The sequence below is a fragment of the Halorussus gelatinilyticus genome, assembly GCF_023238445.1.
Taxonomy (GTDB): Archaea; Halobacteriota; Halobacteria; order Halobacteriales; family Haladaptataceae; genus Halorussus; species Halorussus gelatinilyticus.
In genome coordinates this window covers 2893891-2919312 of the sequence record NZ_CP096658.1, presented here as the reverse complement: position 1 = coordinate 2919312, position 25422 = coordinate 2893891, and the positions used below count along the sequence as shown (strand labels likewise).

General features: G+C 66.0%; 31 protein-coding genes and 1 pseudogene. 20 read left to right on the top strand and 12 right to left on the bottom strand.

Going from position 1 to position 25422, the window contains the following annotated elements:
• Positions 1-4: 4 nt before the first annotated feature.
• The 4 genes from M0R88_RS14970 to M0R88_RS14955 all read left to right on the top strand — a co-directional run bounded on the left by M0R88_RS14970 (position 5) and on the right by M0R88_RS14955 (position 3582).
• Positions 5-1054: a sensor histidine kinase gene (locus M0R88_RS14970; RefSeq protein ID WP_248654299.1), complete on the top strand. Its 1050-nt coding sequence runs from the start codon at positions 5-7 to the stop codon at positions 1052-1054.
• Positions 1055-1116: 62 nt separating this feature from the next.
• Positions 1117-2016: a phosphoribosyltransferase HisG-related protein gene (locus M0R88_RS14965; RefSeq protein WP_248654298.1), complete on the top strand. Its 900-nt coding sequence runs from the start codon at positions 1117-1119 to the stop codon at positions 2014-2016.
• A gap of 526 nt (positions 2017-2542) precedes the next feature.
• A complete protein-coding gene (locus M0R88_RS14960; protein WP_248654297.1) occupies positions 2543-2947 on the top strand; it encodes an Ig-like domain-containing protein in 405 nt (134 codons plus the stop codon).
• On the top strand, positions 2947-3582 hold the full coding sequence (locus tag M0R88_RS14955; RefSeq protein WP_248654296.1) for a hypothetical protein: 636 nt from the start codon (positions 2947-2949) through the stop codon (positions 3580-3582). Before M0R88_RS14960 ends, M0R88_RS14955 begins: the two co-directional genes overlap by 1 nt.
• A 293-nt stretch (positions 3583-3875) precedes the next feature.
• Here M0R88_RS14955 and M0R88_RS14950 read toward each other — a convergent pair whose 3' ends face one another.
• The 5 genes and pseudogenes from M0R88_RS14950 to M0R88_RS18765 form a co-directional block, all read right to left on the bottom strand.
• Entirely contained in the window at positions 3876-4919 is a 1044-nt protein-coding gene (locus M0R88_RS14950) for a tyrosine-type recombinase/integrase (protein WP_248654295.1), read from the bottom strand.
• Positions 4909-5388, bottom strand: coding sequence for a DUF5805 domain-containing protein (locus M0R88_RS14945; protein ID WP_248654294.1), 480 nt, complete (start codon positions 5386-5388; stop codon positions 4909-4911). Before M0R88_RS14945 ends, M0R88_RS14950 begins: the two co-directional genes overlap by 11 nt.
• Before the next feature lie 462 nt (positions 5389-5850).
• Positions 5851-6264 (bottom strand): hypothetical protein, encoded by a 414-nt coding sequence (locus tag M0R88_RS14940; RefSeq protein ID WP_248654293.1) that lies wholly within the window; start codon positions 6262-6264, stop codon positions 5851-5853.
• On the bottom strand, positions 6261-6911 hold the full coding sequence (locus M0R88_RS14935) for a hypothetical protein (protein ID WP_248654292.1): 651 nt from the start codon (positions 6909-6911) through the stop codon (positions 6261-6263). The genes M0R88_RS14940 and M0R88_RS14935 overlap by 4 nt, the downstream gene beginning before the upstream one ends.
• Positions 6912-6943: 32 nt before the next feature.
• Positions 6944-7018 (bottom strand): annotated as a pseudogene (locus tag M0R88_RS18765) (archaellin/type IV pilin N-terminal domain-containing protein); the annotation flags it as partial.
• A gap of 679 nt (positions 7019-7697) precedes the next feature.
• Between M0R88_RS18765 and M0R88_RS14930 the strand changes: the two are divergent.
• The 4 genes from M0R88_RS14930 (at position 7698) to M0R88_RS14920 (ending at position 9889) form a co-directional block, all read left to right on the top strand.
• The gene (locus M0R88_RS14930; protein ID WP_248654291.1) at positions 7698-8882 is read left to right on the top strand and encodes a cytochrome P450; all 1185 of its coding nucleotides are present in this window, start codon (positions 7698-7700) and stop codon (positions 8880-8882) included.
• A gap of 234 nt (positions 8883-9116) precedes the next feature.
• Positions 9117-9323: a GrpB family protein gene (locus M0R88_RS18680; RefSeq protein WP_256468566.1), complete on the top strand. Its 207-nt coding sequence runs from the start codon at positions 9117-9119 to the stop codon at positions 9321-9323.
• Complete coding sequence (locus M0R88_RS18675) at positions 9320-9607, top strand: GrpB family protein (RefSeq protein WP_256468588.1); 288 nt, start codon at positions 9320-9322, stop codon at positions 9605-9607. The genes M0R88_RS18680 and M0R88_RS18675 overlap by 4 nt, the downstream gene beginning before the upstream one ends.
• Positions 9608-9688: 81 nt before the next feature.
• Entirely contained in the window at positions 9689-9889 is a 201-nt protein-coding gene (locus M0R88_RS14920) for a hypothetical protein (protein ID WP_248654290.1), read from the top strand.
• Positions 9890-9940: 51 nt separating this feature from the next.
• Here the strand turns inward: M0R88_RS14920 and M0R88_RS14915 are convergent, their stop codons facing one another.
• A complete protein-coding gene (locus tag M0R88_RS14915) occupies positions 9941-10474 on the bottom strand; it encodes an NUDIX hydrolase (protein ID WP_248654289.1) in 534 nt (177 codons plus the stop codon).
• Positions 10475-10600: 126 nt separating this feature from the next.
• Between M0R88_RS14915 and M0R88_RS14910 the strand changes: the two genes are divergently transcribed.
• The 5 genes from M0R88_RS14910 (at position 10601) to M0R88_RS14890 (ending at position 15506) form a co-directional block, all read left to right on the top strand.
• Positions 10601-10834 carry a hypothetical protein gene (locus tag M0R88_RS14910; RefSeq protein WP_248654288.1) on the top strand — a complete coding sequence of 78 codons (234 nt, stop codon included), beginning with the start codon at positions 10601-10603 and terminating at the stop codon, positions 10832-10834.
• Positions 10835-10925: 91 nt separating this feature from the next.
• On the top strand, positions 10926-12104 hold the full coding sequence (locus tag M0R88_RS14905; protein ID WP_248654287.1) for a hypothetical protein: 1179 nt from the start codon (positions 10926-10928) through the stop codon (positions 12102-12104).
• 25 nt (positions 12105-12129) lie between these two features.
• A complete protein-coding gene (locus tag M0R88_RS14900; protein WP_248654286.1) occupies positions 12130-12309 on the top strand; it encodes a DUF8178 family membrane protein in 180 nt (59 codons plus the stop codon).
• A gap of 99 nt (positions 12310-12408) precedes the next feature.
• Positions 12409-14049 carry an acetate--CoA ligase gene (locus M0R88_RS14895; RefSeq protein WP_248654285.1) on the top strand — a complete coding sequence of 547 codons (1641 nt, stop codon included), beginning with the start codon at positions 12409-12411 and terminating at the stop codon, positions 14047-14049.
• 164 nt (positions 14050-14213) lie between these two features.
• Positions 14214-15506, top strand: coding sequence for a sensor histidine kinase (locus M0R88_RS14890; RefSeq protein ID WP_248654284.1), 1293 nt, complete (start codon positions 14214-14216; stop codon positions 15504-15506).
• Here M0R88_RS14890 and M0R88_RS14885 read toward each other — a convergent pair.
• The gene (locus M0R88_RS14885) at positions 15503-16513 is read right to left on the bottom strand and encodes an asparaginase (RefSeq protein ID WP_248654283.1); all 1011 of its coding nucleotides are present in this window, start codon (positions 16511-16513) and stop codon (positions 15503-15505) included. The two genes, M0R88_RS14890 and M0R88_RS14885, sit on opposite strands and share 4 nt — an antisense overlap.
• Positions 16514-16631: 118 nt before the next feature.
• On the opposite strand from M0R88_RS14885, the gene M0R88_RS14880 reads away from it, so the two are divergent.
• Positions 16632-17168 carry a hypothetical protein gene (locus tag M0R88_RS14880; RefSeq protein ID WP_248654282.1) on the top strand — a complete coding sequence of 179 codons (537 nt, stop codon included), beginning with the start codon at positions 16632-16634 and terminating at the stop codon, positions 17166-17168.
• Here M0R88_RS14880 and M0R88_RS14875 read toward each other — a convergent pair.
• Positions 17100-17405, bottom strand: a complete 306-nt coding sequence (locus tag M0R88_RS14875) for a translation initiation factor (protein WP_248654281.1) — start codon at positions 17403-17405, stop codon at positions 17100-17102. The two genes, M0R88_RS14880 and M0R88_RS14875, sit on opposite strands and share 69 nt — an antisense overlap.
• Positions 17406-17530: 125 nt before the next feature.
• On the opposite strand from M0R88_RS14875, the gene M0R88_RS14870 reads away from it, so the two are divergent.
• From M0R88_RS14870 to M0R88_RS14860, 3 genes are all read left to right on the top strand, one after another.
• A complete protein-coding gene (locus M0R88_RS14870) occupies positions 17531-18688 on the top strand; it encodes a thiolase family protein (RefSeq protein ID WP_248654280.1) in 1158 nt (385 codons plus the stop codon).
• 1 nt (position 18689) lies between these two features.
• A complete protein-coding gene (locus M0R88_RS14865; RefSeq protein ID WP_248654279.1) occupies positions 18690-19055 on the top strand; it encodes a Zn-ribbon domain-containing OB-fold protein in 366 nt (121 codons plus the stop codon).
• Positions 19056-19218: 163 nt separating this feature from the next.
• A complete protein-coding gene (locus tag M0R88_RS14860) occupies positions 19219-19599 on the top strand; it encodes a MaoC/PaaZ C-terminal domain-containing protein (RefSeq protein WP_248654278.1) in 381 nt (126 codons plus the stop codon).
• Positions 19600-19712: 113 nt separating this feature from the next.
• Here the strand turns inward: M0R88_RS14860 and M0R88_RS14855 are convergent, their stop codons facing one another.
• Positions 19713-19958, bottom strand: coding sequence for a Sec-independent protein translocase subunit TatA/TatB (locus M0R88_RS14855; protein ID WP_248654277.1), 246 nt, complete (start codon positions 19956-19958; stop codon positions 19713-19715).
• A gap of 137 nt (positions 19959-20095) precedes the next feature.
• Between M0R88_RS14855 and M0R88_RS14850 the strand changes: the two genes are divergently transcribed.
• A complete protein-coding gene (locus M0R88_RS14850; RefSeq protein ID WP_248654276.1) occupies positions 20096-20650 on the top strand; it encodes a metal-dependent hydrolase in 555 nt (184 codons plus the stop codon).
• Here the strand turns inward: M0R88_RS14850 and M0R88_RS14845 are convergent, their stop codons facing one another.
• Both M0R88_RS14845 and M0R88_RS14840 read right to left on the bottom strand, forming a co-directional pair.
• Positions 20651-21610 carry a DUF7547 family protein gene (locus M0R88_RS14845; RefSeq protein ID WP_248654275.1) on the bottom strand — a complete coding sequence of 320 codons (960 nt, stop codon included), beginning with the start codon at positions 21608-21610 and terminating at the stop codon, positions 20651-20653.
• A gap of 120 nt (positions 21611-21730) precedes the next feature.
• Positions 21731-22975, bottom strand: a complete 1245-nt coding sequence (locus M0R88_RS14840; protein ID WP_248654274.1) for a GNAT family N-acetyltransferase — start codon at positions 22973-22975, stop codon at positions 21731-21733.
• A gap of 108 nt (positions 22976-23083) precedes the next feature.
• Here M0R88_RS14840 and M0R88_RS14835 point away from each other — a divergent pair, with 108 nt between their 5' ends.
• Positions 23084-23314: a hypothetical protein gene (locus M0R88_RS14835; RefSeq protein WP_248654273.1), complete on the top strand. Its 231-nt coding sequence runs from the start codon at positions 23084-23086 to the stop codon at positions 23312-23314.
• A gap of 4 nt (positions 23315-23318) precedes the next feature.
• Here M0R88_RS14835 and M0R88_RS14830 read toward each other — a convergent pair whose 3' ends face one another.
• Positions 23319-24416: an NADH:flavin oxidoreductase/NADH oxidase gene (locus M0R88_RS14830; RefSeq protein WP_248654272.1), complete on the bottom strand. Its 1098-nt coding sequence runs from the start codon at positions 24414-24416 to the stop codon at positions 23319-23321.
• Positions 24417-24543: 127 nt separating this feature from the next.
• Between M0R88_RS14830 and M0R88_RS14825 the strand changes: the two genes are divergently transcribed.
• Positions 24544-25356, top strand: a complete 813-nt coding sequence (locus tag M0R88_RS14825; RefSeq protein WP_248654271.1) for a DUF7504 family protein — start codon at positions 24544-24546, stop codon at positions 25354-25356.
• The last annotated feature ends 66 nt before the right edge of the window (positions 25357-25422 follow it).

Sequence of the window (25422 nt, the reverse complement as noted above, 5' to 3'; positions counted from 1 at the left end):
GTTTATGGTATCTCGCATTGACGCGTCGGCGGTGTCCCGGTACGCCGTTCCGCTGAAGCGGTGGTCCGTCGCCGGGCTCGGCGGGAGTCTGCTGGCCGTCTCTGCGAGCTACTTCGTCGTCGGCGGGGAGCTACTGTCTGCGGAGTTCGTCCGGTTCGCTATCCCCGTGGCGCTCTCGCTGTTCGTCGTCGCGCTCGGCGTCTGGCTTCGGACGGGCGAATTCTCCGCGGAGTTCGTCGGCGTCGTCTTCCTGTGGAGTCTGGCCGGCGGCGTCGTCATGGGACTGCTCGCCGGCTGGGTCTCGCTCCTCCAGTCGGTGGAGGGTCGCCGGATGCTCCAACCCGCGTCGGTCGTGCTGACGAAGGTCGCCGTGGGGACGCTCGGCGGCGGTCTGCTCGGGGTCTACCACGGCCGACTCCGGCGGCGCACCGAGCAACTCGCCGAACAGCGCAACAGACTCGACGAGTTCGCCAGTATCGTCTCCCACGACCTCCGGAACCCGATGAACGTCGCGCAGGGCCACCTCGAACTCGCCCGCGAGACCGGCGAACGGCGCCACTTCGAGGCGGTCGAGCGCGCCCACGACCGGATGGAGCGACTCATCGAGGAGGTGCTGGCGCTCTCGCGGCGTGGCGAGACGGTGGCCGACCCCTCGCCGGTCAGCCTGCGCGTCGTCGCCGAGGAGGCGTGGGGCACCGTCGAGACGCCCGAGATGGACCTCCGGGTCGAGACCGACCGCCGAATCGTCTCGGACGCCCGCCGACTCCGCGCGCTCTTCGAGAACCTGTTCCGGAACGCCGCGGAACACGGCGGCGAGACGGTGGTCGTGGGTGCGAGCGAGGACGGGTTCTTCGTCGCCGACGACGGGCCGGGCATCCCGGCCGAGGACCGCGAACTCGTCTTCGAGGGCGGTTACTCGACGTGTCCGGAGGGGACCGGATTCGGACTGGCCATCGTCCGGCGCATCGCGGAGGCCCACGACTGGCGCATCCACGTCGGCGAGGGCGACGAGGGCGGCGCGCGATTCGACTTCCGCGGCGTCGCCAGCGAGTGAGACCTGATATCCCGTAACGCGAAGCGCAACGGGTTTACTCCCGGTTCTCCATTATGCGAACAATGACCGACACGATTGCGGTCGCAGTGCCGCGCAAGGGGCGGCCGTTGGAAGCCGTCCTCCAACGAGTCGCCGCGGAGGCCGACGCCGAAGGAGTCGCCGACGAGATAATCTCGACGCTCCGTTACGAGAAGGCCGTCACGAAGGGCAACCAGACGCCCGAGCGGGACGCTTACGACCGACTCGCCGAGTACAGCCACCTCGCTGACCCCACGAAGCCCGACTTCACGCTCCTGCGCGACGACCGGGCGGGCAAGCCCCGGCGCATCGTCTTCGACAGCGTGGACGTGCCCGCGGGCGACGTGACGCTCCGACTGGTCGGCCGCGAGGAGCCGTTCCGGTCGCTGCGCAAGCACGACTTCGCGCTCGGATTCGACAGCGCCGACCTCGTGCTGGAGGAGGTCGTGGAACTGCGTCCGGACCCCCTCACGCGCATCGCCGACGTGAACGCCCGCATCGACCCCCACGACACCGACGTCCGCGTCGTCGCGGGCATGGGCGACACGGTGTACCACACGCTGATGGCGACACCCGAGATCCTCCCGCAGGGCGACCGACCGACCCGCGAGTTCCTGCGCGACTACGAGGGCGAACTCTGCATCTCGCCGCGCTACGAGCGCCTCGTGGAGGCGGTCGTCGGCACGCGCAACAGCGAGACCTTCGACTTCGCGTACCCCGACGAGGACGAGGAAGAGGAGGCCGCCATCGCCGACACCGGCGCGGGCGTCTACCTCACCGTGACCGGTTCGACCGCGCGCGAACACGGTCTCGTCGTGGGCGAGGAACTGTTCCCGAGCGAGACGGTCCTGATGGAGAACTACGAGGAGAGCGGGGAGGTCGCAGACCGGGTCAAAGAGTTGTTCGCGCGCGCCGAGACCGAAACGGCGATGGCGATTTACTAACTCTGTAATCCTTGGCTATCAAAACCTCGAAACGACGCGGTCCTAACTACTTGCCATGTAATTTTATACCGAGTAAGACAATCAAAAGCCCACCAACGAGCCACAGCAGAGTAGTTGGCGTAATCGCGTCGGCGAGACCGACGGGGTGTGATTGAGCGACGAGGAGATTCAGTATCCGTCCGATACCGGTAAGAAACACCAGTGCTCCGACGAGCCAGACCCTGTCCGTCATTAAACTAACTCGCCCCTTTTCTTCTTTGGCTGAACCCACATTATTTAGTCTGTTACGTCCGGATAAAGTTCTTTTGACGGGCCACGTCGTTTCAGGGAGGGACGATCATACGGTCACTTCGATAGGTAGAGATGGTTCTACCGCGATTATTTAGTAGTTAGAGTGTTCTCCAAGATAAAATCTCATTATTGCTTTTAAATTAAGTTAATAATATTTTCCATAATATTTATATTTATACCCTATAATATATAATTGATGTAAGATAAAAATCGGATGTCGACGAATCGGCGGAAAGTGCTGAAGACGGCCGCAGGTATGTCAGGGTTCGCTCTGACGTCCCAGACTTCACTCGCTGGAAAGGGAGAACCGAATCGGCTTCTACCGGACATCAAGGTACGGAACACGACGGAAGAGGCCCACACGTTCCAAATCAAGGCGCAGTTGACGGACGGCGTTCCACAGACCGTATTCTCCGAGACGGTTGAACTGGACCCCGGAAAGACGAAGACGTCCCCCCGCGTCTTTTCGACGCCCGCAACGAGCGAGGTCAGCGTGACACTCGACGGTGAGGAGACGGTTACACGAGACGCGTCCGCGGTGACGGCATTGCCGCGGATCTACGGTCTCGACGCAGCAGTCAAACCGGAGTTGTTCGCAGTGTACAAACGACACGTTGACGTTCCGGAGGTGACGGCGTAATGGCGGATATCAACGTCTATCTCTACCCGAATACGTCATCAGCCGACTATCTCGCGGACGCGGCATACACGGCGCTCTCGGACGCACTTGACGACGTAATCACGTACACCCCGGGCGACAGTTTGGGCACGTACTCCATCACGACGAAGTACGATCATCCGAATCTCAGCGATCCGGACCGTTCGACGTTCAAATCCAACTTCGAGGACTGGGCGTGGCTCGAAACAAGCGGAACTGGATGTCACCTCGGGATTAGTACAAATTTCAACGGCGGGCTGGCCGATTCAGGCGAGTGGGACGAGAACGCATTTGCCACTGAAACGGAGGCAGTCGTGGGATCGTCGACCGGTGATGGCGCTCACTACCGCAACGTTGCCATTCAGGAGACGTTCCACCCGTTTATCGATTCAAGTATAAGTAGTGTGAAGAGTATGCTCGGGCCGGACAACAACGAGCACTCTCTGGGCGAAATCGACTACAACGCGGACACGACGCCGATGGTGACGACCTACTACGACAAGGGGTACGCCTCGAATGGTGGCTGCGGACACTCCGTGAATCCGGACGGAAAAACGACAGCACCGACGAACTGTACGTGCGAGGCGTTCGAGATCTCGTTCAACACTCGCGGATAGACACGAGCCACGGTGTAGGTTCGCTCTCGTCTTCCTCCTTTTTTCGGCGGTGATTGTCCGAACAACATCTCAATCGAATCAGAAGCCAGCTACTCCAGTGCTGCATCGCGCCGGTCCTTTGCAGATCATCCCTCGTGAGAGAATCAACGCTCACTCTCTCTGGTTCAAGTCGGGCCGTGCTAACTTGACTGGGTATAGAAACGTTCAGACCTTCGATATCGTTTGAACTGTAGAACTAGTTCCGAGGACCCGAATAGTATATCTGTATAGAATTTATTAAAAATTATACATGTTTAGAAGAATCTATAGATGTTCGCTTCGTACACCTCTCGAACCCTGTCTCCCCAGTTGTGTGTGTAGGTGTCGATGATGTCCTCGGCCACGTCTCCGCGAAGGTACTTCACGATGCCCCGGTCGCCGGTTCTGTCGCGCAAGTGCGTCGTGAAGAAGTGCCGGAAGTAGTGGGGCGTCACGTTCTCCGCGGCGTCCCCGCCCTGTCGGTGCCAGCCGTGGTCGCTGGCGTGGTTCGTGACGACGTGGTGGACGATGGCCGGGGTGACCCGCCGACCCCAGTTCTCCCTCGTCGTCGTGAACAGCGGGCCGGCAGACGATATCGGGTCGGGCCGCACGGCGAGCCAACGTTTCAGCGTGCGCTCCAGTTCGTCGTCGATGGGAACGACCGTCTCGCGCTTGCGCTTGTTCGAGGCCGACCGCTCCTCGCCGTTGTACGACTCGCCGACGGTCGGTTCCGGCGGGACGTACATCGAGTCCGGTTTCCCGTCGAGTTGGGGGCGCGTCGCGTGGTCGAGCCCCGACAGCGAGAGGTCCCGGAGGTCGAGGTTGCAGAGTTCGCCCGCCCGCATCCCCGTCTTCAGGAGCGTGACGACGATGGCTCGGTCGAGCGGGTGGGTCACGTCGGCGACGAAGGTCCGCATCGCTTCGACCGAGATGTCGCGTCGCGTCGGGTTCGTGTCGATGCGCTCGTCCATCTCCTCGACCACGAGCGCCATCGGGTTCGCGTCGAACTCGCCGACCTGATTCATGTAGGCGTAGAACCGGTGGAGATAGGAGGCGTACGTGGCGACCGTACTCTCGGCCGCCCGGCCGCGGAGCGCGTGAATCCACGCCATGCAGTCCCGGCGGGTCGCCTCGGCGACGGACTTCTCGACGCCCATCGGGTTCTCGTCGGGAGTCTGCAGAAACGTCTCGAACTCCCGGAGGACGCGCTCGTAGGCGTCGCGCGTTCGCTCGGTCTTCCCGTGATACACCATGTCCTGCAGGAAGTAGGCTATCGGGTCGGCGATTTGCCCGTCTTGGGCGCTCTGCTCAGTCGCCATCGTTCCCCGCGACGAGCGTGTAGCCACCGCGACGACCGCTGTACTGGACGCAGTTGTCTCGCTGGAGTCGCTGGAGCGTCTCCTCCAGTCTGTCCTCGATGCTGTTGGTGAGTTCGTCCAGTAGCTCGTCCCACGAGAGGTGGTCCGAGGTTGAGAGGACCGAGAGGACGTGTTCGTCCAAGTCGTCGCCGCCGGTCGAATCGGCGGTGTCGGGTGAATCGGCAGCGTTCTCACCCGTCGAGTCGGGAGCGTCGTCGGCGTCGGCGCTCTCGGGGTCGGTGTCTACGGACGACGCCTCGACCGACTCGATCTCGAAGTCGCGCCGCCCCGCCTGCACCATCGTCCGGACGAACTCGCTCTGGCTCATGTCGAGTTCGTCGGCGTGTCGTTTCCACTCGTCTTTCTGATACGCTGGCACGAACGTCTTGACGGATTTGCGAGTCGTATCGACGTTCTCCTCGCTGGCCATGTTCGGGGCGACTCACCCCACCATCTTCAAAGTAACCCAGACTCCAGAATAAACAACCTTATTCACGAAAATAGGCCGCTCTAATCGCGGTGAAACCAAGTTATTTGTGAATCTATGACTGTCAAGCCAGGGATGCAGTACCACACTCGTATCTCTAATTAGGCGTGTCCCGTCGCCTCTCTCACCAGTTTCCGAGTCGGAATCTCGATTCCGTTTCCGCGAATAACAGTGACAAAATAGTCGCGTTTTTCGAAGGCGTTCTCCGGCCGGCGACCCCTCTGGGGTTGCGCCCCGAAGACGGGCTTGCAGTGAAGATGGAAAATTGTCATTTCGTCGCCCGTTCACTCACTGTTTCCCTGGCGTTGTCGATAGAGTAATCGGGATTCAGACACGTTGGTCGGGGGATGCGGTCGCTCGATTTCAGTCGGCACGACGCTCCCGGCGAAACGACGGTGGCCGAACTCAGTTCCCGCAGGCGAGCGTGTGTCCCTCGTCGGTCTCCTCGTAGGTCGGAATCGGGTCGAGTTCGATGATTGCCACCGCGTCGTTGAAATCGCCGCTGGTGGACTGCTCGTTCAGTTCGTAGACGGCGACGAACTCGTTGTCCGAGAGGTCGAGGTTTCCGTTCGCGTCGATCCTGTGCTGGAGGAGGGCCTGCAAGTCGTCCTGATGGGGACTCGACCGACCCCACGTCGGAACGGCGTCGCCGTCGCGGAGAATCTCGACGTTCTCCTCGCTCGGGTCGCTACTGTCGACGACGCGTTTGGGATTGTCCAGGGGGACGTGGGCCTCCTCGTACCGAGTACCCGAGTACGAGCGCGTCGAGCCTTCGCCGATAATCTTCGAGGTGTCGCCGTCGAAGACGTAGGACTTCATCTCGACGGTGACGCTTGCCCCCTGGGGATGCGGTCGGTCTCGTAGGTTATCGGGAACGAGTAGACCGGGTTGTTCACGTCGTCGGCGGTGGTGTCGGTGAGCGAGTCGTCGGGGTCGCCGTCGGGGAACGGCGTCAGGGTGCGTGCAGTGTCGGGTCCCGCGACGACGATGCGCGACTCGATGGGCCGATAGAGGTAGTAGTCGGTCCCGGTGTGGCTTTCGAGCGTCGCGTACCCGCTCCCCGGAATCGTCACCGTCGCCTCGTAGGGAGTGTCGGACTTGACTGCGTTGTCTACCACGTCGAAGGAGGCGTTTCGCACGATGCGGACGGTCTCCTCGGCGATGGGTTTCCCGGTCGGTTTGTGGTAGACGTCCACGGTCGCTTCGTCGGCGTTCGACGAGCAGAGGTCGGCGTCGGTGAGGTTGAACTTCGTCGCGCCGCCGCCCGAGAGGTCCCCACTGGTCTCGACCTCGGGGTTCACGACTCGCTCGTCGCCGGCGCGGACGACGACCTTCAGGTTCTGTGAGTCGAGGGTCTCGCCGTCCTCGTGGTGCAGGAGCATGTACTGGTCGGTCGTCCCGGTCTGTTGGTCGAACGTCGCCTCGAACCCGACGGTCGTCGCGGCTTGCGGTGCGGTCCCGGACAACCGGACGCCGCTGACCGCCCCAACAGGACCACCGCGAGCGCGACAACCACGACGACTAACAGTGCGACCCCGACCACCGGACTGAGAGATCGATTCCCGAGTTTCATCGTTTCTTGGCACGAAGTGTTACGCTTCTGTAGTAAATCTGCTTTCAGGCGCAACTTCGCTAAATCATCGACGACGGGTACCGACGGCCGACTCGCGTCCGTATCTCGATGTGGCGTCGAAGTTCGTCTCACCCGAGGACACGGACGACCGGCCAGGTTGAGAGGGAAGTACGACTCGGCTACGTACCGCTGACGAACCGTGTCGGACGTCGCCGGGGACCTCCAAGCGTGACTCCCATCGTTCCCCGTGACGACGGGCGCTCAACGAACCGGCCGAGAAGCAGCGTGAGCGTAAATCGCCATCCGAAGGAACGAGGACGGTCTCCGAGCGTCCCGAGTTCGACAGGCTGAGCCGTCGATCTTCGGGGAGCGAATATACATACGTTAGAATATAAGTAAAAATCATAACACTAAGGGCGTCTCAGACGCAACTCATAAACTGCTTTCCGCTATACTGAATTGGGCCGCGACATACTGGAGCGGAGTGTCAATCGTCGATCTACTGTAACATCATCTGATTGCAGTCCAGTACCGTTGCAGTCCCGTTCCGAATCGCTACATCCAGTGGATGCAGTCGGCACGGTCCTGTTGTTGATCCCGGCTACTGTACGCCGAGTTTACCGTGGCGAAATGATAGAATACGAAGGCTTTTGCTACGTGAGATAGTGATTCGTCCGCAATGGCTACCACGCCGTTAGACGCGTTCCCGCCGGAACTGTCGGACCCGAACGACCAGATCCGGCCGGGGAACTTCTACGCCCGGATGCATGAGCAGGCGCCGGTCCGATGGGACGACGCGCGTGGCTGCTGGGACGCCTTCGGATACGAGGCCGTGCGGCGGATCGCGAGCGACCACGAACGATTCTCGTCACGGACGGACAGCAATCCCGACTTCGTCGAACCGGACGGCCGGTCGCTCCTCCGTGACTCGATGCTCCACGCGGACCCGCCCCGTCACGACCGACTTCGGTCCATCGTCGACGACTGGTTCAAACCCTCCGAGCTCACTGAACTCCGCCCGTTCGTCGAGCGTCGGGCCGACGCATTGCTCGACGACGCCCTCGAGAGCGCCGCTGCCAGGGGAAATACTACGTTCGACCTCGTCCCGACGTTTTCTTATCCGCTGACGGTCGCGGCACTGGCGGAACTGCTCGACATCCCGTCGTCGGATCGGGACGCGCTTCTCGAATGGACGAAGTTCTCGATGACTGCTTCTTTCGACGTGGAAGACGCTGAGACACGGCGATCGTCGCTTCTCGACTATCTGGAAGCCATGATTACCGATAACGGTGAACGCTCTCGGGCTGGTCTACCGACGGCCGTCGCGAACGCAGACGGTCTCTCACTGGCCGACCGACGGAACCTGTTGAGCGTCGTTCTGCTCGGCGGGCTCTCGACGACGCATCTCATCGACAACGCCGTCTGGTCGATCGCCGAGGCGGACGTCTTCGACGCGGTCCGGTCTGACGCGGACGCGGTAGGGGCCGCTGTCGAAGAGACGCTCCGGTACCGCTCTCCCGTGCAGGCAGCGAGTCGATACGCCGTGGCCGAAGCGGACGTCGGTGGCGTGACGGTGGAACAGGGTGATAAGCTCTGTGTCTGGTTCGCCGCGGCGAACCGGGACCCGGCAGTCTTCGACGTTCCTGGCCGGTTCGACCTCGGTCGGCGACCGACTCACCACGTCGCGTTCGGGCACGGGACCCACTACTGCCTCGGGGCGGCGCTCGCCCGTCTCGTCACGACAACCGCGCTCGACGTGTTCCTCGACCGGTTCGAGGACGTCACCGTGCACGACGACCGCGTCGAACCGACCGGGAGCATGCTCCTGTCCGGCCCTTCCACACTGCCGGTGACAGTCGCTTAGCTACTGGCAGTCTGTTCACTGTATACGAATTGGGGCCTGGCACACGTCGATGCCATCTTCCGAGGTCGCGCGGGGAGACGGTCCGAGCGGAGTGGTTCGAGTACGCGCCGCTCGGCGAGGAGAATCGCGGTCGGCGACTTCTGCGGGACAAGACTCTCCTGCGCGTCTCGGCTAGAGGTAATGTGTCCGGACTCCACCTCGTGGCCGACGACCCGGCGTGGCGCGTAGCGGTTCGTGCATGTACGCGACCGAATCCGGGAAGCCGCCGGAGCGGGGTTGCTGGGCGTCTTCCACGTCGGAAGCACCGCGGTCGAAGGGCTCCCGGCAAAGCCCGTCGTGGACGTGCTGGGGGTCTTCGAGGACTACGACGCGGCGCGCGGCGTCGCGGACGCGCTGGTCCCGAGGAGTACGACCTCCAGCGCGACGACCCCGACTGGATAGTCTGCTCGCGGACCGACTCCGGCGCGGAGTCGGTCGTCGTCCACCTCCAACCGCGGAGCGCCGAGACGTGGCGCGAGCAGTTGATCTTCCGCGAATTCCTGCGAGACGACCACGAGACGCGCGCCGAGTACGAAGCCGCCAAGCGCGCGGCGGTCGCCGAGCATCCCGACGACGTCGGCGCGTACGCGGACGCGAAGAACGAGACGATTCGGTCGCTCGTCGCGCGGGCCCGAGAAGCGGGATACGACGAACGCCTGCCGGAATTCGTCGCTGAGAAGCGGTGATCGCACGGTCGCGGGAGCCGAACTGAAGTCCGCGGTCGAGCGAGACGAACGGTTATCGTGTTGGAATCCGAACGTGAGCGCATGTTCGCACGACTGCTCGGCTGGCTCCGGTCCCGCGGGTCGTCCGGTGACGGTTCGACGGACGGGACGGTCTGGGACGCGATTCCGTCGTGGCAGTACGGCGGCCGACACGCCGAGTCCGGCGGGTTCAGCCGCGACCAGCAGGAGCGCGCGCTCGACGAGGTTCGGCAGCAGGCAGAGGAGTTGGACGACGGTCGCTGAAGACGTGTCGTCGCCTCCGGCGTGACGTTGCTTTCGGGTCAGGGCACGGCGTCACCGGTGTCGTGCCACGAGCGCCCGATGTTCGCACTCGTCGGGCACCGCGTCGAACCACGCGGCGTCGGCTATCTCGTCGGCGTCGCGCCCGAGGTCGTCGCCGAGTTCGGGGTCGTCGGCCCGCGCCTCGAAGACGACGAACTCGCCCGAAACGGTGGGACGGGTAGCAGTCGCCTCGTCGAGCGCTGCCGAGTCGGCAGACTCCTCGGACTCGACCGACTCGTCGGCGACGAACGTCTGCTCGACCACTTCCAGCGCTCGCTCGACGCTCGCGTCGAGACCGGTCTCCTCTCGAACCTCGCGGACGACCGCTTCGCGGAGCGACTCACCGTCTTCTACGTTACCGCCGGGGAGGACCCAGCCGTCGCTCCACCGATTCCGGACGAAGACGACGCCGCCGTTCCCGGCGCGGACCAGCGCGCCGACCCAGCGGTTCGCGCCCGTTCGCACGTTCTCTCGGACGGTCTCGAACTCGTCGGGCGCGAGCGGGACGGTCTCCTCGCTCCGCGGGAGGTCGGTGGGAAGCGTCATTCGTGCGTGGATTCGGTACAGGGTGACTTTTCGATTGGGTTTCGTGAGTTCCGGAGCGGCGTCGCCGTCTCGGGACCGGCGCGCCTCGTTGCAGATTTAAGCGGCGTTCGCGCGGTTGCGCCGAACATGTCCGCGAGTGGACCCAAGCCGAACGCCGTCGAAATCGCGCGTATGGCAACGAACGAACGACAGTTCTGGGCGGGCGTGGCGCTACTCGTCGTCGCGGGCGCACTCCTCTTCGGAGCGACCGCGGTCGGCGGTCTCGACGTCTTCTCGCAGGCGTCGGGTGCGGTCGCGGTCCTCGGACTGGCGGGGAGCGCGGTCCTCATCGGCACCGCGGGCGACGAGCGGCCCGTCTGAACGGAACCGGCGACCCGACCGGCAGACCCGACTGAACCCGACGCGAACGGAGAGGACAAGAGATTTCACGCTCCTGAACAGTGCGCCGAACATGCCGCCCTCTCGCCGCGCCCTCCTCCGGACGGGTCTCCTCGGCGTCGCCGGCGCGCTCGCCGGGTGTTCCGGACGCGAGGAGACCACGACGCAGACGACTCGGACGACGAAATCGACCCCCCGGACGACCCGTCACTCGACCGACGCGCGGACGACCATTGGGGAGACCACCGAGGCGACTCGGACTGCGAACGCCACCGCGGTCGAGTTCGTCCATCGAGCGCCCGTCTTCGGGTGGGGCGTCGCCGATGCCGGAACGTGGTACTACGGTCACGTCCTCGACGGCGAGGGCGACGCCGACGGACTCGACGCGTCGTCGGTTCCCGGCGACGTCGCCGGGCAAGACCCCGAAACCGTCCGGCGGTTCGTCGCCGATACCGACTTCGAGACGACCGCGATACTCGCGGTGCAGGCCGAAGTCGAATCGTCGTCGCACGGTCTCGACTTCGAGTTCGTGAATCGCGCGTCGTCGCCGCCTCGCGTCGTCGCCTTCCTCCGGGACCGAGACAGGGCGGAGTTCGGTTCGGGCGTCTCGACGCTCCTCGTGCGCGTGCCGGCCGCCGACGCCTCGCGGGTGGAGACCACGGTTGTCGAGTCGGATTTCGCGTTCGACGGCCGCGAGCGCCATCCGGTCGTGACGTTCGCGCCGCCGAACGACACGCAGTTCGAGTCCGTCCGAGTCCGCGGCCGGGACCTGCGCGAGGAGGCGGTCGGTCTTCCGGACCCCGGCGGAGCGCTGATTACGGAACCGGACGCCGCGAGCGCGTTCGCCGGCGCGGAGTCGGTCTTCTCGGAGTTCGTCCGGGCGACCGACTTCGACCGGTCGTATCTGCTCGCGGTCCGGTCGTCGTTCGACGCACTCGACTACTTCTGGCCGCAGTCGGTCGTGCAGGACGGCGGTCGCGTGGTGGCCGACGTGCGGCAGTACGACCCGCAGATTGGCATCAATCCGATCTACAGTTCGGTCACGCTGACGCGAATTCGAGCCTCGTCGCCCCCGGACCGGGGAACCGCGGTCGTCCGGCGCTACCGTGAGGCCCGACCGAACGTCCCGGTCGAGACCGAAATTGTTCCGCTGTCGGCCGACCCCGAGAAGTGGCGGCGAGCGACCAGGACGGCGACGACGGCGATCGAGACGACGAGGGGCAAGACGACTGCGACCGACACCCGAAGCTAAGTGCATCGGCGTTGCCACGACGCGCATGGACGACAAGACCCAGCTCTGGGGCGGGGCCGCGCTCATCGTCTTCGGCGGGATTATCCTGTTCGCGCCCTCGCTGCTGGCGCTCCGATACACCTCGCTGTTGCTCGTCGTGGCCGTCCTCCTGCTGGCGGCGGGCGCGCTCCTCGTCGGTCTCTCGCGGCGCGGGCGGGCGGTTTGAGCCAGCGGGCGCGGAAGTCGGACGGACGACCCTCCGACGGGTCCCGCGCGAAGCGAATCGGCGATAAATCCAAATGGTCGTCCGCCGATTGCTCCGATTATGTCTCTCGATTACGAGCGCGAACGCGAGACCTTCGAGTGGGCGATTCCCGACGAGTACAACATCCCCGCGGTGGTCGAGGACCACGCCGACTCGTTCGGCGACCGACTCGCGGTCCGGTTCCGCGACGAGGAGGGCGGCGAGGCCGAGCGAACCTACGCCGACGTGCGCGACGACGCGAACCGGTTCGCGAACGCCTTGGCCGACCTCGGCGTGGGCGCTGGCGACCGCGTGATGCACCTGTTCCCGCGCCACCCCGACGCGTTCGCCGTGCAGGTCGGCGCGCTGGCCCGCGGGGCGCTGCTGGTTCCCTGCTCGGCCATGCTCAAGCCCAAGGACCTCGCGTTCCGCGCGAACGACTGCGAGGCCGAGACGGTCGTCGTTCACGAGGACCTGACGGAGATGGTCGAGCCGATTCTGGACGAGACGCCGCTCTCGCGCGTCGTCGTGCTGGACGCCGGGGGCGACGAGTTCGCGGACCCGAACTGGCACTCCTTCGAGCAGTTGGTGGCGGGTCGGGACGCCGACCACGAGGGGCCGGACCTCGGCGCGGACGACCCGATGTCCATCAACTACACCAGCGGGACGACCGGGCAACCGAAGCCCGTCCTCCACCGCCACCGCTGGCTCCGCTGTTTCGAGTTGATAAACGCGCCTTACTGGTGGGGCGTCACGCAGGACAGCGACTTCTCCGACGAACTGCTCTGGGCGACGACCGGGACCGGGTGGGCGAAGTGGTTCTGGAGTCCCGTCGGCGTCGCGCTGACGACCGGCGCGCCCCAGTTCGTCTACGAGGGGGAGTTCGACGCCGAGACGTTCCTCGACCTGATGGACGAGGAGGGCGTGACGCGACTCTGCGCGGTCCCGACCCAGTACCGGATGTTCACGCAGGTCGATAGATTGGCCGACTACGACCTCGAACTGACCGAGGCGGTCTCGGCGGGCGAACCGCTCAACCGCGAGCCGATTCAGGAGTTCGAGGACGCGTTCGGCGTGACGCCGCGGGACGGCTACGGCCAGACCGAGACGGTCGCGCTCGTGACGAACTACCCCGGCATCGACGTGAAGCCCGGCAGCATGGGCAAGCCCGTGCCGGGCATCGACGTGACCTTGCTCGACACGCAGGACGAGGAGGCGGTCGAACCGGGCGAGACCGGCGAAATCGCGGTGCCGGTCGAGAGCCCGGCCATCTTCGACGGCTACTACGAGAAGCCCCAACTGGACGAAAAGACCTTCCACGGCGACTACTACCGGACCGGCGACCTCGCCCGAAAGGACGAGGACGGTTACTTCTTCTTCGAGGGGCGGGCCGACGACATCATCATCTCGTCGGGCTACCGCATCGGTCCCTTCGAGGTCGAGGACGCGCTCGTGGGCCACGAGGCGGTCGCGGAGGCCGCGGCGGTCGCCAGCCCCCACGACGAGCGCGGAAACGTCGTCAAGGCCTACGTCGTCCTCGCGGACGGCTACGACGGGAACGACGACTTGACCGACGAGTTGCAGGACTACATGAAAGAACAGACCGCTCCGTACAAGTACCCGCGCAGAATCGAGTACGTCGACGAACTGCCGACGACCTCCAGCGGGAAGATTCGTCGGATAGAGCTTCGGGAGGAGGAACGAGAGAAGTTCGGAGAGTGAAGCCGGTAACCGCGAAAGCGGCCTCCGCTGGCTGCCGAACGCTCGTCCGACGTCGAATCTGGTTCGGCGTTTGACAGCATCGAGAGCGTCTGAGACGCCGAAATGATTCTCGCTAATGAGAATAGTCACCAAGGATTATATCGGACGAGTCGAACGTCCGAGATATGTCGTCGAACTCCGACGCTCGTCGGTTACTGCCGGGCGAGCAGATACCGCCGCTTCTGGTCGGTCTCGGGGGACTGTTCTTCGTCCTCTTTCTGGCCGGGCAGTACGTCTTCTACCGGGGGCAGTTCGGTCTCTCGAAAGGACTCCTGATCAGTTTCTCGCTCTACGTACTCTTCATCGCGGCGCTGATAGGTGGCGGCTACTGGCTCGGCAGGAGCGACCTCTCGCCGAAGCGCTACCCTCGAATCGGCGGGTGGGTACTCGGGAGTCTCTCGTTTTTCCTCGTTATCAACCTCGCCATCATGGCGTCGTGGACGGGCGGTACGACGCCGTTTCGGTTCTCGTGGGGACTTTGGGCGGCGAACGTCGGGGCGTCGGGCGGCCTGCTCGTCGGTTGCGTCGAGGCGCGAGCCATCCAGCGCGAACTCGAAGCCCAACGGGCCTCGATACGCGCCGAACAGGCCGAGAGCCAGCGCCAGTGGTTCGACTATCTAAACGGTCTCCTGCGTCACGAAGTGTTGAACACCACGAACGTCATCGTCGGCTACGCGTCGCTCCTCCTCGAAGATGACGACCTCGACGAGAGCACCCGGACCGCCCTCGAACGGATTCACCGACAGGGTCGGGACATGACGAAGGTCATCCGCGACGTGCAGATACTGATAGAACTGACGCACGACGACGCGGACCTGCGACCGGTGGACCTCTGCGACGTACTCGCCGACGAACTGCGAGCAATCGGGGAGAACTACGATGCCGTCGAAATCGAGACCGCGATTCCGGAGTCGCTACTCGTGACCGCGGACGACCTGCTCCCGCGGGTCTTCGGGAACCTGCTCAGGAACGCCGTCGAACACCACGACGGCGACCGACCGCTGATACGAGTGACGGCCGAGCGAACCGGCGAGACGGTCGCGGTCCGGGTCGCCGACGACGGTCCCGGCATTCCGGCCGACGAGCACGCGGCGCTCTTCGAGCGGAGCGAGAACAGCGGCGCGACCCACGGTCTCGGTCTCTACATCGTGCAGACGCTGACCGAGCGCTACGACGGGAGCGTGGAACTGACCGAGACCGGTCCCGAAGGGAGCGTCTTCACGGTCACGCTCCCGGCCGCGGACCGAGGCGAGGCGGTCGAGGAAGCGAACGAGACGGTCGGCGACTCGGGTGAAACAGTCGGCGAATCGAACGAGCCGGTCGAAGAGTCGAGTGAAACAGGCGACGACCCCGGTGAATCAGGCGGCGAGTCCGACGAACTGGCCGGCGAACCCGGCGAAACGACGGCCGAGGGTTAGTCTCGCACGGACGTCGCCGAATCGGCGAAGTACTGCGCCGCTTCCTCCGGGTTCTCGATCGCGTCCAGCGCCAGCGCCAGCTTCACCCGCGCCTTCCACGGCGCGAGGTCGCCGCCGGGAATCGCTCCGCGGTCCTGTAGCGTCTGGCCGCCGCCCGCGGTGCCGTAGACCGCGCCGGTGGTCCCCGCGCCGGTTCGGGACGTGAGGACGACGGGGACGCCCGCGTCGATGGCGTCCGCGACGGCCTCGCCGAGGTCGCTCGTCGCGTTGCCGAGACCGGTCCCCGCGAGGACGAGACCGTCCGCGCCGGATTCGACCGCGTGCTCGACTTGCCGGCCGTCCACGCCCGCCGCCGAGACGACCATCTCGACGCGGGTGTCGGGGGCCGTGACGTTCGCGTCGCTTCTCGCCACCGGAAGGTAGACCGACTCGCTCTGCGGTTCTCGGTGGAAGCGAATCTCGTCGCGGGTCAGCGTGGCGACCGGACCGTCGTTCGGCGAGGCGAACGCGGCCAGTTTGTGGCTGTGTACCTTCCGCACGTCGCGGGCGGCGTGGAGTTCGTCGTCGAACGCGAGGAAGACGCCCTCGCCGACCCGCGAGTGGGCGGCCCCGCGAGCGGCCGCGAGCAGGTTCGCGGGCGCGTCGGAACTCGGCTCGTCCAGTCGGCGCTGTGCGCCAGTGACGACCACCGGGACCGAGAGCGAGCAGGTCAGGTCGAGGAAGTAGGCGGTCTCGGCCATCGTGTCGGTGCCGTGGGTCACGACGACGGCGTCCGCACCGTCCGCGGCGGCCTCGCGGGCGCGCTCGGCGACCTCGGCCATTATCTCGAAATCCACGTCGAACCCCGGCACCTGCGAGACGGATTCGACGCTCAAGTCGGCGTAGGAGGCGAGGTCCGGTACCGAGACGAGGAGTTCCTCGCCGTCCATGCTCGGCGCGGCCCCGTCCTCGTCGGGCGTGCTTGCGATGGTGCCGCCGGTCGCGACGACGTGAACTTGCGGAATCATATCCCCACTCGCGTCCGCGGCGATAAGAGCGTACGGGTCGGGGAGAGACTTGTCACGCGCTCGAAATCCCTCAAATGCCCGAGGGAATTTATTTATTCTAGCTCGTCGTACGTGTCCTGTGTACGGAGGCTTCCCCGCCGAAGCGGAACCCGACGGAGCCGTGTTCGGACCGCACCACTTCTATCTCGGCGTCCTGCTGATACTGTTAGTCTGCTGGATATTCCACGACGCCGACGACGAGACGGGACCGTGGGGCATCGCGGGCCTGACGTTCCTGTCGGTGTTCTGGTTCGCGCTGACGTGGCCGTACTACCCCGAAGTCGGCGCGGCCGGCGTGCTGGCGTCGCTGGGAGTCGCCACGTTCGCCGCGATGCGTCCGCGCTGGTGGCGCTACGGCGTCGTGCCGCAAACCGCGCTTCTGCTCGGGTTGTTCGTCGCGTGGGACGACGCGCTGAGCCACGCGTTCGGGTGGTGGACGCCGCTGGACTCGCTGTGGGCGCGCTACCTCCACCCCTACGTCTCGGACCCCTACGTCCCCGAGGAGGTCCGACTGCCGGAGGGCGTACGCCTCCCCGCCGAGGTCCGGCTACCCTTCGACCTGAAAGCCCTCGTCGCTGAGCAGGTCGGCCGCGCGCTCGCGGTGGTCCCCCTGTAGTTCGATGCGGCCGTCGTCCACGGTGCCGCCGGTGGCGAGTTGGCTCTTGAGTTGCGAGGCGAGGTCGCTCAAATCGACCGACGAGTCGTCGAACCCCTCCACGATAGTCATCGCCTTGCCGTAGGTTCGCTCCTCGGTCCGGACCGTGAGACGCTGTTCGGCACGTCCAAGGTCCTCGTCGATTCCCAACTCGTCCGGAAGCCCCGCGACGTCGCTGATGTCTTTGTCTTCCCCCATGGTTCGACGTAGGGGACTCGGGCCTTTCAGCCTTCCCCGCCGGACGAACGACCAGTTATCGGCGCGCTGAAAGCTCTCTTGCGCCATCCCCGACTTATAAGCACTTCCTGCGCCTTCTCGCAGGCATGGACCGAGTCGCAATCATCGGAGCCTCGATGACCGAGTTCGGGGAGCGCGACGCGTGGCTGCGCGAGTTGCTGGCGCAGGCCGGCCGCGAGTGCCTCGCCGACGCGGACGTGGCTCCCGACGACGTGGACCACCTGTACGTCTCGAACATGGCCAGCGGCGAGTTCGAGGGCCAGACCGGCGTGCCGAACGCGCTGGCCCACGACCTCGGGGCGATGCCGGCCTACACCCAGCGCGTGGACCAGACCAGCGCCTCGGGCGGCGCGGGCATCTACGCCGCGTGGCAGTCGGTCGCCTCGGGCGCGAGCGAGATGACCTTGCTCGTCGGGGGCGAGAAGATGACCCACCGCACGACCGCGGAGGCGACGGACGTCATCGCGTCGCTCACGCATCCCGTCGAGTACAAGCACGGCGTCACGCTCCCGAGTTTCGCGGGTCTCACCGCGCGCCGGTACCTCCACGAGTACGACGCGCCCCGCGAGAGTCTGGCGAAGGTCGCGGTGAAGAACCACAAGAACGGACTCGACAACCCCCACGCCCAGTTCCGGAAGGAGGTCGATTTGGAGACCGTGATGGAGTCGCCCATCGTGGCCGACCCCCTGCGGCTCTACGACTTCTGTCCCATCACCGACGGGAGCGCGGGTCTGCTGTTCTGCCCCGAGGAGGTCGCCGAGGAGTACGTCCCCGAGGACGAGTACACCGTCGTCTCGGGCATCGGCGGCGCGACCGACACCCACGTCGTCCACGAGCGCGACGACCCGACCGTCATGGGCGCGGCCGTCGAGAGTTCCGACACGGCCTACGAGATGGCCGACCGGGACCCGGACGACGTGGACGTGGCGGAACTCCACGACATGTTCACCATCCTCGAGTTCCTCCAGAGCGAGGCCGTCGGCTTCTTCGAGCAGGGCGAGGGCTGGAAGGCCGTCGAGGAGGGCGTCACCGACCGCGACGGCGAGTTGCCCATCAACACCTCGGGCGGCCTCAAGTCGAAGGGCCACCCGCTCGGCGCGAGCGGCGTCGCACAGGCCTACGAGATTCACAAACAGCTGCTCGATGAGGCCGGGGAGCGGCAGGTCGAGGCCGAGGTCGGACTGGCCTGCAACGTCGGCGGGTTCGGTAACTGCGTGACCACCACGATTCTGGAGGAACCCTGAGATGAGCCTGAGCGCCTACCGGTGCCCGAACGGGCACGTGACTTATCCGGGCCACGAACTGTGTCCCGACTGCGGCGAGGAACAGACCGACGAAATCGACCTGAGCGACGAGACGGGGACGGTCGTGACGTGGACCGAGAGTACCGCGACCCCGCCGGGCGTCCGGCAACCGAACTCGCTGGCCATCGTGGAGTTCGAAGTAGAGGGCGAGTCGGTGCGCGCCATCGGCCAGTTGACCGAGGACACTGAAGTCGAAATCGGCGACGAAGTGCGGCCGGTGTACGCCGAGGAGTTGCGCGACCCCGACGCCGGTATCCGGGAGAAGGCGAGTCAGGAGTGGGACGGGTATCGGTTCGAGACAGTTTGAGGGAGCCGACAGGCGAGTGAACTGTCTCGAATCCGTGAGGTCCGAGTCCGCGTAGCGACGAGACGCGACCCGACCGCGCTCGCTGATTCGGCGAGTGACGAGGGAGCGCCCCGGTCGAAAGGACTGCGGAGATTTATCCCGCCCCGGACGCTACGTTCCGAGGATGACTCGACCCTCCGAAGGCGACACACGGACCTTCGAGCGCACATTCACGCCAGAGGACGTGCGGCAGTTCGCCGAAGTCTCCGGCGACGAGCAACCGCGCCACCTCGAACCCGACGACCGCGGCCGCCTGCTGGTCCACGGCCTGCTCACGGCGACGATGCCGACCAAAATCGGCGGGGACATGGAAGTCCTCGGGCGGACGATGAACTTCGCGTTCCAGAAGCCGGTCTACACCGGCGAGACCGTGACCTGCGAGATGACCGTCGAGGAAGTCGCCGAGCGGTCCGACCGCTACGACCTCTCGGCCGCCGTCGCCTGCGAGAACGAGGAGGGCGAGACGGTGCTGACCGGCACGGTCGAGGGTCTGGTCTGGAAGTGACGTGTCTGGGAAACACAGAGTTATCTCAGAGACGTGTTCCTAATCTGTAAAGAAAGGAAATCCGTTCTAAAAGGACGGATTTTCTGTTCGGTGCGGAGCGGTTACTGCGGCGCTCAGACGTTCGCGGTCTCGTCGTCGAGCGCGTCGTCGGTGCCGCCTGCGCGCTCGACGCCCTCGGCCGACTCGCGGAGTTCGCGCTCGATGTCCTCGCGGCCCTTCTTGAACTCGCCCATCGCCTGACCGGTCGAGCGCGCGAGTTTCGGGAGTTTGTTCGCGCCGAACAGCAGGACGGCGATGAGCAGGATGACCATCATCTCCATCCCGCCCGGAACGGGGCCGAACAGGGGTGTCGGAAGCATACCGAATCGTCTACGCGCCGGGTCGATATCAACGTCTCGGTGTTCGAGCGAGCGCCGTCTCGGACCGCAGCGCCTGTCCGACGCCCAACAGCTCTAAAATCGGTACTTTCACATTGAATCCGCGGCCGTCTCGGAGTATGTTCCCGCTGGGCCACTACGGGTTGGCGCTCGCGTGCTACTCGGTGGTCGGGTACGCCCTGCTCAGGCGCGGCTACGCGCGGGACGCGCTCTCGGGCGGCGGTATCGTCCTCTCCTATTCGCTGTTCCCGGACTTGGACGGCCAGTTCGAGTTTCTGGTCCACCGCGGCGTGACCCACACCGTCTGGTTCGCCGCGGCGGTCGGCGTCCTCTGTGCGCTGGCGGTCGCGTCGTCGCTCCGGACGCGGCCGCGGCGCGACGCCCTCCGCGGGGCGCTCTGGGCGTTCTTCCTCGGGAGTTTCGCGGTCGCGGTCCACCTGCTCGCGGACCTGCTCAACCCGTGGGGCGTGATGCCCGTCTACCCGCTCTCGCCCGCGCTCTACTCGCTGGACCTCGTGCGCGCGACCAACGACGCCGCTAACTACGCGATGCTCGCGTTCGGCGTCGGGTGCGCGACGGCCGCGTGGGTCGCGGCCCGCACCCCCGAGACCGACGCGTCGCTCGTCGGGCGACTCTACCGCCGACTCCGGCGGAGAAAGGGCGCGTCCGAGTAACTATTCGCCGTCGGAATCGTCGCCCCCGGAGGCGTCCCCCGGGGAGTCGTCGGCGTCACTCGCCCCGACGTCGTCCGCGTCGCTCGCGTCGTCGGGGTTCGCTCTCTCGTCCTCGTCCGCCACCTCTCCGGCGGACGCCGGAGACGCACCGTCGGGGTTCTTCCGGCGCTCCATCTCGTCTTTGATGGACTCGAGTTCGGCCTCGACGTCCACCTCGGCGCGGTCGTCGTCGTCCTCCGCACCGAGTTCGTCGTCCGAATCCTCTGCGTCGGGTCGGTCCTCGCTCTCGTCGGTGAGTTCGATGGTCGTACCGCCCTCCAAGTCGGCGTCGGGGCCGTCGTTCCCCTGTCGGTCGTCGCGCGCGCCGTCCGACCCTCGCTCGCCGTCGCGCCACTGCTCGCGGTCGATGTCGCGCTCGCGCCGGCGGGACTCCTCGACTTCGCTTCGCTCGCGGTCCACGCGGTCCCGAATCTCGCGGTTGATGCGCCGGGCGTCGTCGAGGATGTCGCGCGCGGCGTCCTCGCGCGGCAGGTCGCTCTCGCGAATCGTCGTCTCCACGTCTTCGAGCGCCGATTCGAGGCGGTCGAGCGTGAGTCTGCTCGCGTCGGCCGCCCGGCCCTGAAGTCGGTCGCGCTCCTCGCCGACGGCGCTCCGCTCGGGGTCGAGCAGGCGGATGACCTGCTGGAGCGCCCTCAGCGCCCGGACGTTGGCCTCCAGCATGGCGATGGCGGTCGGAATCGCGTACTCGCCGGTGAACGACAGCACCTCGCGGGGCGTCGGCGGGCGGGGAAGGCCGAGCGGTCCCTCCGGCGGTCGGCCCAACTCGGTTCGGAGGTCCCGGACGCGTGCTTCGAGGTCCTCGACGCGGTCGTCGAGTCGCTCGGGTTCCCGGTCGTCGCGCCGGTCCTCGCCGTCGCGTCGGTCGTCGCCGTCGCGTCGGTCGTCGCGGTCGTCTCTCATGGTCGGGCCTACGTGTCGCGTCGTAAAGAGTTTGGCCGCTTCGGGGGCAGACAGATCGGCCTCGCTCACCGAGAGCGTCGATTCGGTCGGGTCGATTGCGCGCACCTCGCGGCCGTCGCCTCAGAACCCCTCGTGCAGGAACACGTCGCGCTCGGGGAACATCGCCGCGAGCGCGTCGCGGGCGTCGGGCGTCCGGATTTCGAGGTCCGCGAGCGTCTCGGCGTCTTCGACCGAGTGGTACCCGACGAAGACCTGCGAGAGCGCGCCGATACCGGTCGTCACGTCCGAGTCGGTCGCGACAGCCGCATCGGTCGCGGCAGGCCCGTCCGGTCCGTCGGTCGGGCCGTCCGTCGGTTCGCAGGTCGCCCGACCGTCCGCGACGGCGACGCGGAAGGTTCCGTCGTTCCAGTCGGCGAGCGGGTCCGAGACGGCGACGGTGAACTCGGCGTCGAGGTCCAGCGGATAGTCCAGCGCCTCGATAGCGGTCGGCACGTCCACGACGCGGACCATCGGGCCGGGATGGACCTCGCAGTCGACGTCGCCGGGGTCGCGGGCCGCGTCGAGGAGAGTCGTCTCGTTCGGGTCGTAGAACGACACGCGCTCTACCTGCGAGTCGTGGTTGGCGAGAAAGCGCAGGAGGTTGGTCCGCGCCTCGCGGTCGGCGGCGACCAACTCCTTGGCCTGTAGTCGCTTGCCCTCGTCGTCGTCCCGGACGTGGTAGACGACGTATCCGCGGACCTCGCCCGCGTCGTCCGCCCACCCGTAGACGTAGGGGTCGCCCCGCCAGTTGTCGAATATCTTCTCGCGCCACCACTCCTCGGTCCGGTCGATGGCGAGGTCGTAGCCCTCGTGGGCCGCCGCGTGGACCGAATCGAGGATGTCGTAGTCGTCCGCCTCCAGTTTTCGGAAGGTCCCGCCGGCGAGCGGCGACTCTCTGGTGAACGCGAGCGCGTCGGGGTCGCACTCGTACTCTACGAACTTGGTCGCCAGCCCCCAGCCGTGGCGCTCGTAGAAGGGATGCTCGAACGCCCACAGCGCCGTCAGGAAGTCGCCGCGCTCGCGGTACTCCGCCAGCGACTCGGCGAGCAGTCGGCTGACGTTGCCCTCCCGGCGGTGTTCCGGCGGCGAGGCCACCGCAGACAGGCCGGGCATCTCGCACCAGCGACCCCGGACGCGCGTCCGGAACCAGTAGTGCCGACAGACGCACAGCATCTCGTCGCCGTCGAACAGCGCCCGCTCCTCGCCGGCGCGCTCGTCGGGGTCCGTCTCGTGGTCACTTTGGGGTCCGTCTTCGAGACTGAAGCCGTAGTGGAGGTAGTCCTGAAACTGCGTCTTCCGGTCGTCCGGAAGTGGCCGATATTCCATGCCGGAGGGGCGTCCGGGGCGACCAAATAGCTTGCTCCGGTGTGATACGGATTCGCAGGACGAACGCCCGAGCGAAACGTTTTCGTTGCTTTCGTGACACCACGGCGTATGCCAATCGCCGCCCGTGACGCCCTCGAATACGCCTCCAGAGACGAGTTCCTGAAGCTCTACGCCGTCCTCGCCGGTGGGTGGGCCGCGACGCTCGTCGGAACGTCTATCGCGGGGAGCGCGCTGAACTCCCTGCTGCGTCTCGTCGGAGCGCTCGTCTCGCTCGGAGGCCTGCTCGCGGTTCTCGTCGGACTCGTCGCCGTGCTACACAAGGTGCTGGCCGAAAGCTGAACCGCTACTTACCGACCGCGCGCCGGTACTGAATCGGCCACTCGACGCGCTCGTCGGCACCCAACTCCTCGGCCGCGTGGAGCGCGAAGTAGGGGTCCCGCAGGTGTTCCCGGCCGACGATGGCGAGGTCCGCGCGGTCGTTGCGAATCAGCGCGTCGGCCTGCTTGGGTTCGGTGATGCCGCCGACGGCACCGACCAGCGCCTCGGTCGCCTCGCCGACGCGCTCGGCGTAGGGCACCTGATAGTTCGCGCCGGCGTCGGGCACCCGCTGGTCGGGGTGGATGCCGCCCGAACTCACGTCCACGAGGTCCGCGCCCGCCTCGGCGAGCAGCGGCGCGAGTTCGGCGGTGTCCTCGACGGTCCACGACTCGCGGTCGGGGAGCCAGTCGGTCGCCGAGACCCGGACGAAGACCGGCTTGTCGCCCGGCCAGACCTCGCGGACCGCGGCCGTAATCTCGCGGACGAGTCGGGTCCGACTCTCGAAGTCGCCGCCGTACTCGTCGTCGCGGTGGTTCGTGACGGGCGAGAGGAACTCGTGGAGCAGGTAGCCGTGAGCGGCGTGGACCTCCGCGATTTCGAAGCCGGCGTCGAGCGCGCGCTCGGCCCCGGCGACGAAGGCGTCTACGACCGCCTCGATGTCGTCCTCGTCCATTCGTGCGGTCCGAGGCGGCTCGTCGTCTGCGTAGGGGTACGGCTCCGCGCTCGGCGCGACCGTCTCCCATCCGCCCTCGTCGGGTTGGAGCGGTTCGCTCCCGTCCCACGGCGGAGTCTTGCTGGCCTTCCGGCCCGCGTGGGCGAGTTGAATCGCGGGGGTCGCTCCTCGCTCGGAGACGAAGTCGGCGACGGGCGCGAGCGCGTCGGCGTGGTCGTCGCTCCAGATACCGAGGTCGTTCGGCGAGATGCGGCCGCGGGGTTCGACCGCGGTGGCCTCGGTCATCACGATTCCCGCGCCGCCGGTCGCGCGACTCCCGAGGTGAGTCTCGTGCCAGTCGGTGGCGAGACCGTCGCGCTCGCAGGAGTACTGGCACATCGGCGAGACCATCACGCGATTTCGGATTTCCGTGCCGCGAATCGACAGCGGAGCGAAGAGGTCGTCGGTCATCGCGTTCCCCTCGGAACTCCGCGCCCGAAAGGCCTCGGCTCACCCACGTTTCTTGCCGAGGGCTCGGATGTTTCCTTTTCGACGCCCCGAAACACTTATTACAAACATTACCGTTATTGGTGAATCAATGTGTGGGGAGGAACGAAGGGGGAGCCAGAAAGCGACGGCCCGATTTCGACATCGGCTGGCAGACCTCAAGCGGAACGGATGTAACATTCTACTCGTCGGTACCGACGCGCTGGACGCGGCCTGCGAGCGACTGCTCGGCGAGTCGAGCGCCGGCCCGCGCTATCGGCTGTTCGTGACCGCCGATTCGAGACCGCCGACCGCCTACGCGAGACTCCGGTCGGTCCAGTCGGGACCGTACAGCGATTCGGCCGCGGTCGTGAACTGGGAGGCCGACGTTCGCGGCGGGAGCGCGACCGAGAACGCTCCGGCCGGAAGCGGGCCGTTCGGCGAGGAGTCGTTCGGAGACGGGTCGCTCGGTGAGAGGTCGCCCGGCGGAGAGTCGCTCGTCGAGGAGTCGCCCGGCGAGAGCGTGCGAGACGGTTCGGACGCCTCGTTCTACCGGACGACCGTCGAGAGCGACGAACTCCGCGACCTCGGTCGCACCATCGAGGAGACCGCCGAGACGCTCGAGGCGGAGAGCGGCGGTCTCTCGTCGGCGGAGCTACGGCTCTGCTTCGACTCTATCGTCCCGCTGGTCGCCGACTACGACGAGCGAACGGTACGCCGGTTCCTGCTCGGAGTGACCGAGACCGTCGAGCGGTTCGACGGGATGGCTCACTACCACCTCCCGGCAGAGTACGACTCGGAGACGGTCGATGCCGTCGAGGCGCTGTTCGACGCGGTGGTGGAAGTCCAGTACGGCCCGGAGGAAATCGAACAGCGGTGGCACCTCGCAGAGCCCGACGTCACGACCGATTGGCTCGCGCTCTGACGTCGACCCACCCTCGGACACCGACTGACTCGCGCTCTGACCCGACTCTCACGCTGACGCCGACCC